This window comes from Pseudomonas maumuensis, from assembly GCF_019139675.1.
GTDB classification, from domain to species: Bacteria; Pseudomonadota; Gammaproteobacteria; order Pseudomonadales; family Pseudomonadaceae; genus Aquipseudomonas; species Aquipseudomonas maumuensis.
Genome location: NZ_CP077077.1, coordinates 4,610,000 through 4,622,352, shown reverse-complemented (window position 1 = coordinate 4,622,352; position 12,353 = coordinate 4,610,000). Strand labels below are relative to the sequence as shown.

At 64.8% G+C, this 12,353-nt stretch carries 12 protein-coding genes; 5 read left to right on the top strand and 7 right to left on the bottom strand.

Annotated features, from left to right (window positions below; all coding sequences use genetic code 11):
- The first annotated feature begins 78 nt into the window (after positions 1 to 78).
- Complete coding sequence (locus tag KSS90_RS20660) at positions 79 to 954, top strand: MBL fold metallo-hydrolase (RefSeq protein WP_217867064.1); 876 nt, start codon at positions 79 to 81, stop codon at positions 952 to 954.
- A gap of 28 nt (positions 955 to 982) precedes the next feature.
- Positions 983 to 1,597, top strand: a complete 615-nt coding sequence (locus KSS90_RS20655) for an NAD(P)-dependent oxidoreductase (protein ID WP_217867063.1) — start codon at positions 983 to 985, stop codon at positions 1,595 to 1,597.
- Between the two features lie 39 nt (positions 1,598 to 1,636).
- Here the strand turns inward: KSS90_RS20655 and KSS90_RS20650 are convergent, their stop codons facing one another.
- The gene (locus tag KSS90_RS20650; protein ID WP_217867062.1) at positions 1,637 to 2,503 is read right to left on the bottom strand and encodes a LysR substrate-binding domain-containing protein; all 867 of its coding nucleotides are present in this window, start codon (positions 2,501 to 2,503) and stop codon (positions 1,637 to 1,639) included.
- A 112-nt stretch (positions 2,504 to 2,615) separates the two neighbouring features.
- On the opposite strand from KSS90_RS20650, the gene KSS90_RS20645 reads away from it, so the two are divergent.
- Positions 2,616 to 4,253: a 5-guanidino-2-oxopentanoate decarboxylase gene (locus tag KSS90_RS20645; protein WP_217869833.1), complete on the top strand. Its 1,638-nt coding sequence runs from the start codon at positions 2,616 to 2,618 to the stop codon at positions 4,251 to 4,253.
- A 159-nt stretch (positions 4,254 to 4,412) separates the two neighbouring features.
- Here the strand turns inward: KSS90_RS20645 and KSS90_RS20640 are convergent, their stop codons facing one another.
- Positions 4,413 to 5,333 (bottom strand): AraC family transcriptional regulator, encoded by a 921-nt coding sequence (locus KSS90_RS20640; RefSeq protein WP_102682762.1) that lies wholly within the window; start codon positions 5,331 to 5,333, stop codon positions 4,413 to 4,415.
- Between the two features lie 201 nt (positions 5,334 to 5,534).
- Here KSS90_RS20640 and KSS90_RS20635 point away from each other — a divergent pair, with 201 nt between their 5' ends.
- Both KSS90_RS20635 and KSS90_RS20630 read left to right on the top strand, forming a co-directional pair.
- On the top strand, positions 5,535 to 5,828 hold the full coding sequence (locus KSS90_RS20635) for a putative quinol monooxygenase (protein ID WP_023630181.1): 294 nt from the start codon (positions 5,535 to 5,537) through the stop codon (positions 5,826 to 5,828).
- A gap of 42 nt (positions 5,829 to 5,870) precedes the next feature.
- Positions 5,871 to 6,104 carry a hypothetical protein gene (locus KSS90_RS20630; RefSeq protein ID WP_186713115.1) on the top strand — a complete coding sequence of 78 codons (234 nt, stop codon included), beginning with the start codon at positions 5,871 to 5,873 and terminating at the stop codon, positions 6,102 to 6,104.
- Here KSS90_RS20630 and KSS90_RS20625 read toward each other — a convergent pair whose 3' ends face one another.
- From KSS90_RS20625 to KSS90_RS20605, 5 genes are all read right to left on the bottom strand, one after another.
- On the bottom strand, positions 6,105 to 6,710 hold the full coding sequence (locus tag KSS90_RS20625; RefSeq protein ID WP_217867061.1) for a flavin reductase family protein: 606 nt from the start codon (positions 6,708 to 6,710) through the stop codon (positions 6,105 to 6,107).
- Between the two features lie 118 nt (positions 6,711 to 6,828).
- On the bottom strand, positions 6,829 to 7,194 hold the full coding sequence (locus tag KSS90_RS20620; RefSeq protein WP_217867060.1) for a heme utilization protein: 366 nt from the start codon (positions 7,192 to 7,194) through the stop codon (positions 6,829 to 6,831).
- A 434-nt stretch (positions 7,195 to 7,628) separates the two neighbouring features.
- On the bottom strand, positions 7,629 to 8,948 hold the full coding sequence (locus tag KSS90_RS20615; protein ID WP_217867059.1) for an MFS transporter: 1,320 nt from the start codon (positions 8,946 to 8,948) through the stop codon (positions 7,629 to 7,631).
- 270 nt (positions 8,949 to 9,218) lie between these two features.
- Complete coding sequence (locus KSS90_RS20610; RefSeq protein WP_217867058.1) at positions 9,219 to 10,553, bottom strand: sigma-54-dependent transcriptional regulator; 1,335 nt, start codon at positions 10,551 to 10,553, stop codon at positions 9,219 to 9,221.
- A complete protein-coding gene (locus KSS90_RS20605; protein WP_217867057.1) occupies positions 10,547 to 12,304 on the bottom strand; it encodes a sensor histidine kinase in 1,758 nt (585 codons plus the stop codon). The genes KSS90_RS20610 and KSS90_RS20605 overlap by 7 nt, the downstream gene beginning before the upstream one ends.
- Positions 12,305 to 12,353 lie beyond the last annotated feature (49 nt).

Genomic DNA, 12,353 nt, shown 5'->3' with positions numbered 1-12,353 from the left:
TGTGTCGAAGCATCGCATTTTTTGTATTGGATGGGGCAACTAAGCTTGCATCCATCTTCCCGCTCACAGGATCTTGCAATGTCTCTCTTCACGCCCCTTCGCGGCCTGCTGCTGGCCTGCCTTACCCTCGGTGGCCAGGCCATGGCTGCCGAACCGCTCAAACTGGAAGCCTACAACCCCGGTCACGCGGCGATCTTCCCGGTCAGCTCGGTGATCGTCAGCGGTGCCCACGACGCCATCCTGGTCGACGCCCAGTTCGGCAAGGCCCAGGCCGAGCAGGTGGTCGAGCGCCTGCGTGCCAGCGGCAAGCAGCTGACCACCATCTACGTCAGCCATGGCGACCCGGACTACTACTTCGGCCTGGACACCATCACCCAGGCGTTCCCCAAGGCCCGCGTGGTCGCCTCGGCCGCCACGGTCGAGCACATTCGCAAGACCATGGACGCCAAGCTGGCCTACTGGGGCCCGCAGATGGGCGCGGACAAGCCGGCACGTCTGGTGGTGCCCCAGGTACTGCAGGGTGATCGCCTGGAATTGGAAGGCCAGGCACTGCAGGTCGTCGGCCTGGACGGTCCGCAGCCGGACCGTAGCTTCGTGTGGATTCCCTCGATCAAGGCAGTGGTCGGTGGCGTGGTGGTTTCCGAGGGCATCCATGTGTGGATGGCCGACACCCAGACCGCGCAATCCCACGCCGACTGGCTGAAGACCCTGGCGAAGATCGAGCAACTCGCACCGCGCACGGTGATCCCGGGGCACTACCTGGGGGACAGCAGCCGTTCGCTGGACGCAGTGCGTTTCACCGCCGGCTACATTCGTGACTTCGATACCGAGGCCGCCAAGGCTGCCAATGGCGCCGCGCTGATCGCGGCGATGAAGCAGCGCTACCCGAACCTGGGTGACGAGAGCTCCCTTGAATTGGGTGCCAAGGTCGCCAAGGGCGAGATGAAGTGGTAACCCCTTTCAACCTGTTGGAGTGTTTCCCATGAGCAAGATCGCAATCATCGGCGCCACCGGGCGCGCCGGCAGCCAGTTGCTGGAAGAGGCCCTGCGTCGGGGTCACAGTGTGGTGGCCATCGCCCGCAATCCGAGTGCGCTGCAAGGCCGTGACGGCGTGACGGTCAAGGCGCTGGATGCCAAGGACAGTGCCGCCCTGCAGGCGGCCGTGACAGGCTGTGACGCGGTGCTGAGCGCGGCGCATTTCTCGACCATCGAGCCTGAAGCGATCATCGAGCCGGTCAAGCGTGCTGGGGTCAAGCGCCTGCTGGTGGTGGGCGGGGCCGGCAGCCTGCTGCTGCCGTCCGGGCACCGGGTGATCGACAGCCCGGATTTCCCGGAAGCCTACAAGGCCGAGGCCAATGCCGGTGTGCGCTTCCTCGATACGCTGCGCCAGGAGCCGACCCTGGACTGGACCTTCCTGTCGCCGTCGGCGGAGTTCGTCGAAGGTCAGCGCAGCGGGCACTACGCCCTGGGCAAGGATCACCTGCTGATCGGTGCCGATGGCAAAAGCTGGATCACCTTTGCCGACTATGCCATCGCCATGCTCGACGAGCTGGAAAAGCCGGCGCATTCACGGGCACGCTTCACGGTCGGCTACTGAGTCGTCTGCACCGCGGGGCAAGTCCGGTCGCGATTGATGTCATGTACGGGCACGCCCTTGCAGCCATTCCATCAACTCGACCAACCCCGTGGGCATGCTCTTCGACGGGCTGACCAGGTAATACCCCTTCCCGGTCGTCACCTTCAGCTCGAACGGCATGCACAAACGCCCGGCGCGCAGGTCATCACCAATCAGCGCAAAGTCGCCGATGGCGATCCCGGTCCCCTGGGAGGCCATGGCCATTGCCATGTCCAGCGTCTCGAAGTGCTGCTTCGGCCCCTGGGGGTCGAAGCCGGCATTGGCCGCCTGCAACCACAACCGCCAGTCGTGCTCGTCCCGAGAGGGGTGCAGCAGCATCTGCCGCGCCAGATCCTGCAACTGCAAGGGGCCGCCCGATATTGATGGTGCGCAGACCGGTGTCAGTTGTTCATCGAACAGCTTGCGTACCTGCAGCCCATGGTTCGGCACCGCGCCATACACAACGGCCGCATCGAAGCCCTCGCGGCGAAAATCCACGCCATGCTGCACCGTGGTGGTCAATTCCACTGGCACGTCCGGGCGTAGCGCCTGCCACTCCAGCAAGCGTGGCAGCAGCCAACGCATCACACAGGTCGGCGCCTTGAGCTGCAGCGTCGTGCTGCGTCCGCCGACTTCGCGCACGCCTTGCTCGATCAGGACGAAGACCTGCTGTACCCGGGGCAGCCAGTCCTGTCCTTCGCGGGTTAGGGCCAGGCCTCGGGCCTGGCGCTGGAACAGCGCATAGCCCAGGTGTTCCTCGAGGCCGGCGATCTGTCGGCTGACCGCGCCTTGGGTGATGTGCAGCTGCTGCGCGGCACGGGTGAAGTTGCAGTGCTGAGCGGTCACCAGGAAGGTGTGCAGGGCGGGGAGGGGCGGCAGGCGTTTCATTGTGACAAGCCATGATATGAAGTCATGGCTAGTATGTGTTTTTTTGCATTGTGGCGGTAGTCGGCCCTTGGTTCCATGAGCACCAGTCTCAACAAGAATCGGGTACTCGATGATGGCAACCTGTGGTGAAGTGCTGGTCAAACTCCTCGAAGGCTATGGTGTCGATCATGTCTTCGGCATTCCCGGCGTGCATACCGTGGAACTCTACCGCGGCCTGGCTGCCTCCTCGATCCGCCACATCACCCCGCGCCACGAGCAGGGCGCCGGGTTCATGGCCGATGGCTACTCGCGTACCCGGGGCAAGCCTGGGGTGTGCTTCATCATCACCGGCCCGGGCATGACCAACATCACCACCGCCATGGGCCAGGCCTACGCCGACTCGATCCCGATGCTGGTGATTTCCAGCGTGCAGTCGCGCAGCCAGCTGGGTGGTGGGCGCGGCAAGTTGCACGAACTGCCCAACCAGGCCGGGCTGGTGGCGGGGGTGGCGGCGTTTTCGCACACCTTGATGAGTGCCGATGACCTGCCCGAGGCATTGGCCCGTGCCTTTGCCGTGTTCGACGGAGGCCGCCCGCGCCCGGTGCATATCGAGATCCCGCTGGATGTGCTGGTGGAGCCCGCCGATCACCTGCTGCCGGGCCGCCCGGTGCGCACCGCGCGCGCGGGCGCGGCGCCGCAGACCGTGCAGCAGATGGCCCTGCGCCTGGCCAAGGCGCGCCGACCGTTGATCCTCGCCGGCGGTGGTGCCCTGGAAGCCGGCGCCGGGCTGGCCAGGCTGGCCGAGCACCTGCAGGCGCCGGTGGCGCTGACCATCAATGCCAAGGGGCTGCTGCCGGCCAACCATCCGCTGCAGATCGGCTCGACCCAGACTTTGCCGGCCACCCGTGCGTTGGTCGCCGAGGCCGATGTGGTGCTGGCCATCGGTACCGAGCTGGCCGAGACCGACTATGACGTGACGTTCAAGGGCGGTTTCGAAATCCCTGGCAGCCTGCTGCGGATCGATATCGACCCGGACCAGACGGTGCGCAACTATCTGCCCGAGCTGGCCCTGGTGGCCGATGCCGCACAGGCGACCGAGGCCCTTCTGGTGGCCTTGCACATGCAGGCGCAACCCCCGCGTGATGATAACTGGGGCGCTGCTCGGGCCGCTCGGCTTCGCCAGGACAACGCCGCAACCTGGGATCAGCCGACCCTGAGCCAGACCCGTTTGCTGCATGGCATCCTGGAAACCCTGCCGGACGCTGTGCTGGTGGGCGATTCGACCCAGCCGGTCTACACCGGCAACCTGACCCTGGACATGACCCGACCGCGTCGCTGGTTCAATGCCTCGACCGGCTACGGCACGCTGGGCTATGCGTTGCCGGCGGCCATGGGCGCCTGGCTCGGCAGTGCCGAAGCACGCGCCGCACGTGTACCCACGGTATGCCTGATCGGTGATGGCGGGCTGCAGTTCACCCTGCCCGAGCTGGCCAGTGCCGTCGAGGCGCAGGTGCCGCTGATCGTGCTGCTGTGGAACAACCAGGGGTACGAGGAAATCAAGAAATACATGGTCAACCGGGCGATCGAGCCGGTCGGTGTGGACATCCACACCCCGGACTTCATCGGCGTGGCACGGGCGCTGGGGGCCGATGCCGAGTCGGTGGCTGACGTGGCGCAGTTGCAGGCGGCGCTGGGCCGAGCGGTGGAGCGCCCGGGGCCGACGCTGATCCAGGTGGATCAGGGGCAATGGCAGTTGGCTGTGCAAGGCTGACTGCGACACGAGGGCTATGCCCTCGATTCGCCGGCAGGCCGGCTCCCCTCTATCGCGCCGCCCTCAGGTTAAGCGCCATCCCTGTGGGAGCTGGCTTGCCAGCGATGAGGCCATTACAAACCACACAAGATTGTTGCTCCCCCAGGTGTGGTTGGTTACTCAGCTGGCGCTGGCGCGCAACCTTGCCACGTCACGGATCGGCGGCGCGCCGTACAGCCGGCTGTATTCGCGGCTGAACTGGGATGGGCTCTCGTAGCCCACCCGGTAGCCGGCCACGGCAGCCTCCAACCCCTCGTTGAACATCAGGCGTCTGGCCTCCTGCAGGCGCAGTTGCTTCTGGTACTGCAACGGGCTCATCGACGTCACCGACTTGAAGCGGTGATGCAGGGTGGAGACGCTGAGGTTCACTTCCCGGGCGAGGTCTTCGATACGCAATGGCTGGTGGTAATGGTTGTTGAGCCAGGTAATCGCCTGGCAGACCCGATGGGTCTGGCTGTTGGCCAGGGCGATTTCGTACAGCCGGTAACCCTGGGGGCCGCGCAACAGGCGGTAGAAGATTTCCCGGCGGATCATCGGCGCAAGGATGGCAATGTCGCGTGGCGAGTCCAGCAGTTTGATCAGGCGGATCAACGCGTCCAGAAGCTGCGGATCGCTTTTCTCCACGTACAGGCCGAGGCCTGATGGCCGGTTTGGCACCACCATCGGGCTGCTTTCGGCGATCAGCTGGCTCAGTTGCGCCGGGTCGATGTCCAGGCGCAAGCCCAATGCGGGATGCTCGGGGCTGGCCTTGAGCAGGGCGCCGCTGATCGGCAAGGTGACCGACACCACCATGTAGTGCAGCGGATCATAGGCGTAATGTTCGTCGCCGAGGATCAGGGTCTTGCTGCCTTGGGCAAGAATGCACAACGCCGGCTGGGCCAGCGCAGGCATGCCGCGGATCTCCTCCTTGTAACAGGTGAGGTAAAGGTCTTCGATGGCCGACGCCGGGCCATGGGGCTGGCCGGCGTGGCGCTGGATCAGCGCGGCCAGTTCCTGGCGCTGCAGCTCAAGGGTCGAGTCGGGTGGCGGGAGCGTGGTCATGGCGTGGTTCCTCTACTGACCGGGCCAGCATAGGTATGGGCAATGTCGGGCGCTAGTCGAATGCTGTCGTTCGATTGCCTGATCCTGTCGCGCGGCAGGATCAGGCAATCGCTCGGCAGTAATGGCCTAACGTCGCGCGAGGGGCGGGCCCTAATCTTGGCAGCCTGTTTTCCCGTCCGTAGCGCTTCAAGGAGATCGTTCATGACCCAGCCTCAACCGGTCACTCACCTGGCTTTCATCCGCGCCAGCAACGGTCGTTCGGCGGAACTCGGCATGCGTCTGCGCGACCTGCTGGAGCCGTCGCTGCGGGCGCCCGGCTGCCTGAGCTTCAGTGTGCAGCGTTCGCAGGTCGATGCCGATCTGTGGCTGCTCAGCGGCAGCTGGAGCGACCAGCAGGCGATGAGCGGCTATTTCGCCTCGCCCACCCTGGAGGTGTTTGGCGAGCTGGTTCAGGCGCAGGTGGTCAGCAGCCTGGACCTGCATACCTTCGCCTGATGTGTAGAATGCCGCCCCTACATCATTCAGGCGGAGTGCAGCATGGCACGTAGAGAATTCCCCCACTTCGAAGCGGTCTCGGCGATGGTCCCGGTGCAAGGCGGCGGCTACCACGCGGCGATCGCCGTGAAGGCCCTGGGCATGGGCGGTGCGCCGCGCTTTCACAAAGTGCTCGACGGGCAGGTGTTCCAGTCGGCGATCGCGGCCGACGAGGCCGCTTGTGCTGAACTCGAACGCCTGCAGGGTGTGGGCGAGGAAGGCGAGTTGATCTTCTGATCAGGCTTGCGGCCGGGCCATCTTGAACAGCTCGCCCAGCGCAAAGTAGTCGGCTGGGCCGCCGCCACGCAGGATAGGCTCGGCGGCGGCGGTGTCGTAGATGCCGTCCTTGAGCAGGTGTTCTGCAATGTGTACCGCCACTACCTCTCCGAGGATCAGCCAGCTGGGAACCACCTCCTGGTCGGCGCGCTTGAGCTGGACGATCTGGCTGACCTTGCATTCGAAGCTCACCGGGCTCTCGCCCACGCGTGGCACCTTGACCACGTTGGACATGGCCGGGGTCAGGCCACTGAGCGCGAACTCGTCGATATCTGCCGCCACCGCGGCACAGCTCTGGTTCATCTGCTCGGCCAGCGGTCGGGTAGCCAGGTTCCAGACGAACTCGCCGGTCTGCTCGATGTTGTTCAGGCTGTCTTTGCGCCCGACGCTGCAGAAACCGATGATCGGTGGGATGTAGTTGAAGGCGTTGAAGAAGCTGTAGGGCGCCAAATTCAAGCGGCCTTCGCGGTCGTGGCTGGAGATCCAGCCGATGGGCCGTGGGCCGACGATGGCGTTGAACGGGTCGTGGGGCAGGCCGTGGCCTTTGGCGGGTTCGTAGTAGTACATCTGCGCAAGGCCGTGAGGCCCTTCCTGGTGGGGGACGAGGCGCCTAGTGTGCCAAGGCTTGGCTCAACTGAAAATGATCAAGCCCGGCCAAAGCCGGGCTGGTAGCGCGCATCAGCAATCAGCTGATGCGGTGGCCGTTGGTGCGGTCGAAACCATCCTCCGCGAAGCGCTGGCCACCGGTGCGGTCGAAACCATCCTCCGCGAAGCGCTGGCCGCCGGTGCGATCAAAACCGTCTTCAGCGAAGCGTTGGCCGCCGGTGCGATCGAAGCCGTCTTCGGCGAAACGCTGGCCGCCGGTGCGATCGAAGCCGTCTTCGGCGAACCGCTGGCCGCCGGTACGATCGAAGCCATCTTCTGCATAGGTGGCCGATTGACTCTGCACAGCAGCGAAGGTGTGGGCGCCGGTACGGTCAAAACCGTCTTCGGCGAAGGCGCCAGTGGCCAGAACAGAGAGGACAAGGGTGAGGATCAGTTTGTTTTTCATGGTCGTTGCTCCGGTGAGTTGCTAGGGGTTGTTGTTTCTATGGGTTCAATGCTACGCCAATTAAATTGATTAAAAAGCGCAAAAAATCACGTATAAAAATCGATTAAATTGATCTTTTTCGGCGCGGGTAACTTCAGGAAACTGCCGCTGGCGCCCTAGCCACCGTCCAATGCCGTTACCATCGGTTTGCGCAGGGCCAGGCCGGTGACAGGGCCATTTCAGCTTGGGCCTAGGCAGTTAATTGGGAATTAAGGGAATAGGTGGCTTTTCCCGAGATGGCGACCGGTTACCCGTGCGCAAGGTGTAGCGCGATCGAGATTTTCAGATGCGGCTCATTATGTGAGCCGAATAGCACTATTATTCGGCTCACAATCCATTAAAAAAGGGGCGGCCCGTCATCCGGAGCGCCCCTTCTCACGTTTGGTGAGCAGTGATCAGTCAGTGGTGATCCGCGAATGTTGCTTGGTGTCCTTCATGGTTGCGTACACCAGCAGCGAACAGGCGATGCAGGCGGTGACGTACCAGTAGAAGCCGGTCTCCATGCCGATGCTCTTGAACCACAGGGCCACGTACTCGGCGGTGCCGCCGAAGATCGACACGGTCAGCGCGTACGGCAGGCCGACGCCCAGGGCGCGGATTTCGGTGGGGAACAGCTCGGCCTTCACCACAGCGTTGATCGAGGTGTAGCCGCTGACGATGATCAGCGCGGCCATGATCAGGAAGAACGCGCCCCACCAGGTCTGGATGGTGTGCAGGGTGCTGAGGATCGGCACGGTGAACAGGGTGCCGAGCACACCGAAGGCGATCAGGATCGGGCGCCGGCCGATCTTGTCGGACAGGCCGCCGATCACCGGCTGCAGGCACATGAACAGGAACAGTGTGGCCGCCGAGATGGTGGTCGAGTCGCTGATGCTCATCCCCACCGTGTTGACCAGGTACTTCTGCATGTAGGTGGTATAGGTGTAGAAGGCCAGGGTGCCGCCCATGGTCAGGCCGACCACGGTCATCAGTTCCTTGGGATGGCGCAGCAGGGTGCGCATCAGACTCTCTTTGGACTTTTCCTTCTTGGTGAAGGAGGCGGTCTCTTCCATGCCACGGCGCAGGTACAAGGCGACTACCGCGCACAGCGCGCCGATCACGAAGGGCACACGCCAGCCCCAGGCGTACAGCTCCTCGGTGGTCAGCGTGTTCTGCAGGACGATCAGCACTGCCAGGGCGATGAGCTGGCCGGAGATCAGGGTGACGTACTGGAAGCTGGAGAAGAAGCCGCGGCGTTCCTTGCTGGCCATCTCGCTCAGGTAGGTGGCCGACGTGCCGTACTCGCCGCCTACCGACAGGCCCTGCATCAAGCGGGCGATGACCAGCAGGATCGGCGCGGCGACGCCGATGGTCTCGTACCCTGGCGTCAGGGCGATGACCAGCGAGCCTGCGCACATCAGCAGCACCGAGGCCATCAGCGCCGCCTTGCGGCCCTTGCGGTCGGCGTACAGGCCCATCAGCCAGCCACCGATCGGGCGCATGAGGAAGCCCACGGCGAAGATTGCGGCGGTGTTGAGCAGTTGGGCGGTGGTGTCGCCGGCGGGGAAGAAGGCCTTGGCGAAGTACAGCGAGAACGCGGCGTAGACGTACCAGTCGTACCATTCGACCATGTTGCCGATGGAACCACTGAAGATCGATTTGAGGCGGCTGGCGGTGGACTTTTCCGTGGCGGGCGCGACGGCTGCCCCGGTGGGCAGAGTGCTGGCGTTATCCATCAGGGATACCTTCTCGTTGTTTTTGTGGGGTGCGCTCGGGGCGCAAGTTGAGAAGGGTTTTGCAGAAGGTGTGCCAGATGGGTGCGCAGTGATCCATTTGGGGGCGTCTTGTGCCCCACCGCTGGCAGGCCAGCTCCCACAGTGACTGGCTTGGCGTGGTGCTTTGCGGGAGCTGGCTTGCCTGCGATGGTCTGCAAGACAGCCCCGGCGATTCAGCATGCAGTGAGCGAACTTCCGCTCATTTGCCTGGATCTATAGGCGGAAATCCGCTCATTCGCTGCCGAGAAAGTCCTCGCGCACCAGCCCATGCCGCTGCATCTTCTCGTTCAACGTGCGCCGCGGCAGTTGCAGCGCCTCCATCACCCCCTTGATCTCGCCCTTGTGCTGGCGCAGCGCGGCACGCAGACACTGGGCCTCGAAGGCCTCCATCTGTTCGCTCAGAGACTCCCCTCCTGGCAGGCTCTCAAGGTTCGGCGACCCCAGCCCCAGGGCATGACGTTCAGCGGCATTGGCCAGTTCGCGCACATTGCCTGGCCAATCGTGGGCCAACAGGCCCGCCAGTTGTACGCCGCCAAGTGACGGGGCGTTGCGCCCGAGACGTTCGCTGGCAGCACGGGCGAAATGCTCGAACAGCAACGGGATATCCTCCCGCCGCTCGCGCAAAGGGGCCAGGCGCAACTCGGCGACGTTCAGGCGATAGGCCAGATCCTCGCGGAAACGCCCGGCGCGGGCTTCCTCGAGCAGGTCCGGTTTGGTCGCAGCGATGATGCGCAGGTCGACGGCGATGCTCTGGTTGGCGCCCAGTCGTTCGAGCTTCTGCTCCTGGATCACCCGCAGTAGCTTGGCTTGCTGGGCCAGGGGCATGCTCTCGATTTCGTCGAGGAACACCGTTCCGCCATTGGCGTACTCCAGCTTGCCGATGCGCTTGCCCTGGGCGCCGGTGAAGGCGCCGCTCTCATGGCCGAACAGCTCGGCCTCGAAGAGCGTCTCGGGAATGGCTGCGCAGTTGAGCGCGACAAAGGGTTTGTCGGCGCGCGGGCCGAAGTCGTGCAGGCAGCGGGCCACGCGCTCCTTGCCACTGCCGGTTTCACCCCGGATCAGCACGTTGACCGGCAGGCTGGCCAGCTCGAGTACCTGGCGACGCAACTGCTGCAGCCCCTGGGACATGCCCAGCAAGGTGTTCTCCAGCTGTGCCTTGAGGTCGGCCTGCTCATGAAGGCGGCGGTTTTCCAAGACCAGCTGGCGTTTTTCCAGGGCCCGGCGCAGGCTGCCCATCAGGTGCTGCGGGGTGAAGGGTTTTTCCAGGAAATCGTAGGCACCGTTGCGCATCGCCTCCACCGCCATGGGTACATCGCCATGGCCGGTGAGCAGGATCACCGGTAGATCAGGGTCGGCCTGCTGTAACCGGTCGAGCAGCTGCAGGCCGGACATGCCGGGCATGCGCACGTCGCTGAGGATCACGCCGGGAAAGTGCGCCGGGAGTTGCGCCAGGCACTCCTCGGCACGCTCGAACAGTTGCACGTTGAAGCCCGACAGGCTCAGCCATTGTTCCACCGCCGCGCGGATACTGGCTTCGTCATCGACGACGATCACTGAATTCAACATACCGTCTCCAGGTCGCGGGGCAGGGTGAGGCTGAAGCGAGCGCCCCCCGGCAGGTTCTCGACCTGCAGATGGCCGCCGGCGTCGATGACGATGCCGTAGGAGATCGCCAGGCCCAGGCCGAGCCCCTCGCCGACCGGCTTGGTGGTGAAGAACGGGTCGAAGACCCGGCACAGGTCGGTGTCGAGGATACCGCCACCAGAGTCGAGCACGCTCAGGCGCCACTGTGCATCGTCCGCCTCGATACGGATCTCCAGACGTTTGTAGCGCTTGTCGGCCATGGCGTCGAGGGCGTTGCGCAGCAGGTTGATCAGCACCTGCTCCAGGCGGATCGCATCGCCACGGACCCAGGCCGGGCGTGCCAGGTACAGCGCGACTTCGACGCCTTCGGCGCGAATGCGGGTGTCCAGCAGGTGCAATGCCTGGTCGACCACGGTCGCCAGGTCCAGGCGTTCGCGCAGGCCGCCGGGGCTGTTGCGGGCGAAAGTCTTCAGGTGGCCGGTGAGCGCGGCCATGCGGGTCAGCATCTGCTCGAGCGGCTCAAGGGCCTGGCGGGCTTCTTCATGGCGGCCATGATCAAGCAGCAGGCGCAGGGTTTCCAGTTGCATGCGCTGGGTGGTCAGCGGCTGATTGATCTCATGGGCCAGGGCGGCCGACATCTGTCCCAGCGCCGCCAGTTTGGCCGACTGCACCAAGCCTTCCTGGGCCGTGCGCAGCTCGCGGGTACGCTCCTCGACCTGGCGCTTGAGCTCCTCGCGGCTGCGTTGGCGCAGACGGGCCAGGCGCAACCGCTGGCTGACGAACAGCGCGGCGAACACCAGGCTCAGCCAGACCGCCGCGGCGGCGAGGGCGGCGTTGCGCCCATCCTCGGCGACCTGCGGCTTGCGCAGCAGGTGCAGGGTCCAGCCTTCGGCCTCCAGGGGCAGGCGCTCCCACAGGTATTCGGCGGTGCCGTCCGGGCCTTGCACACGGGTGAGGTGGCTGGTGTCGGTGAAGCGGGTCAGGGCCTGGTGCTGCAGGGGCACCAGCGGCTGCTTGTCATACTGGCGGGTTTCGGCCAGCTCGGCGCGGTCGGCACCGGACAGCGGTTGCAGCTCGCGGTAACGCCAGCCGTCCTGGTTGGCGATGAAGGTGATGCCGCGGGCATCGCTGACCAGCAGGATATCGCTGCCCTGACGCCATTCACGTTCGAGCTCGGGGAACTCCAGCTTGACCACCATGGCGCCGAGGAAACGCCCTTGCTCATCGTTCACCGCGCTCGACAGGAAATAGCCCGGCACGCCGCTGGTCACGCCGACGGCGTAGAAGCGCCCGCTACCCTGGCTGCGGGTCTGTTTGAAATAGGGGCGAAAGCCGTAGTTGGAGCCGACGTAGGTGGTCGGCAGACGCCAGTTGCTGGCGGCGATGGCCAGGCCCGTGCGGTCCAGTAGCTCCAAGGTGGAGGAGTTGGCAGCGCCATTGATCCGTTCGAGCTTGCGGTTCAGGGCGTCCTGCACCGGTTCGGTGACCGGGCCGCGCAGGGCGGCGATCAGCTCCGGGTCCAGCGCCAGTACCGCAGGCAACGCACGGTAGCGCTCGATCAAGGTGTGCAGGGCGTTGGCGTACAGGCCCAGTTGCTGGCCGGCCCGGCGGGCGTCGGTTTCCATGGCCTGGCGCTTGGCCTGGTGCATGGCCCAGCCAGCGCTGAGGGTGGTGCCGACCAGAATCAGCAGGATGATCAAACCCAGGCGCAGGGTGCGGAAGGATGAGGGCATGGAGCGGATCCGGGATCTCGGTTGTCTGTGCCGGCCTCATCGCGGGGCA

Coding starts and splice junctions, on each gene's coding strand:
- KSS90_RS20660 (WP_217867064.1), top strand. CDS start 79: ATGTCTCTCTTCACGCCCCTTCGCGGCCTGCTGCTGGCCTGCCTTACC.
- KSS90_RS20655 (WP_217867063.1), top strand. CDS start 983: ATGAGCAAGATCGCAATCATCGGCGCCACCGGGCGCGCCGGCAGCCAG.
- KSS90_RS20650 (WP_217867062.1), bottom strand. CDS start 2,503: ATGAAACGCCTGCCGCCCCTCCCCGCCCTGCACACCTTCCTGGTGACC.
- KSS90_RS20645 (WP_217869833.1), top strand. CDS start 2,616: ATGGCAACCTGTGGTGAAGTGCTGGTCAAACTCCTCGAAGGCTATGGT.
- KSS90_RS20640 (WP_102682762.1), bottom strand. CDS start 5,333: ATGACCACGCTCCCGCCACCCGACTCGACCCTTGAGCTGCAGCGCCAG.
- KSS90_RS20635 (WP_023630181.1), top strand. CDS start 5,535: ATGACCCAGCCTCAACCGGTCACTCACCTGGCTTTCATCCGCGCCAGC.
- KSS90_RS20630 (WP_186713115.1), top strand. CDS start 5,871: ATGGCACGTAGAGAATTCCCCCACTTCGAAGCGGTCTCGGCGATGGTC.
- KSS90_RS20625 (WP_217867061.1), bottom strand. CDS start 6,710: ATGTACTACTACGAACCCGCCAAAGGCCACGGCCTGCCCCACGACCCG.
- KSS90_RS20620 (WP_217867060.1), bottom strand. CDS start 7,194: ATGAAAAACAAACTGATCCTCACCCTTGTCCTCTCTGTTCTGGCCACT.
- KSS90_RS20615 (WP_217867059.1), bottom strand. CDS start 8,948: ATGGATAACGCCAGCACTCTGCCCACCGGGGCAGCCGTCGCGCCCGCC.
- KSS90_RS20610 (WP_217867058.1), bottom strand. CDS start 10,553: ATGTTGAATTCAGTGATCGTCGTCGATGACGAAGCCAGTATCCGCGCG.
- KSS90_RS20605 (WP_217867057.1), bottom strand. CDS start 12,304: ATGCCCTCATCCTTCCGCACCCTGCGCCTGGGTTTGATCATCCTGCTG.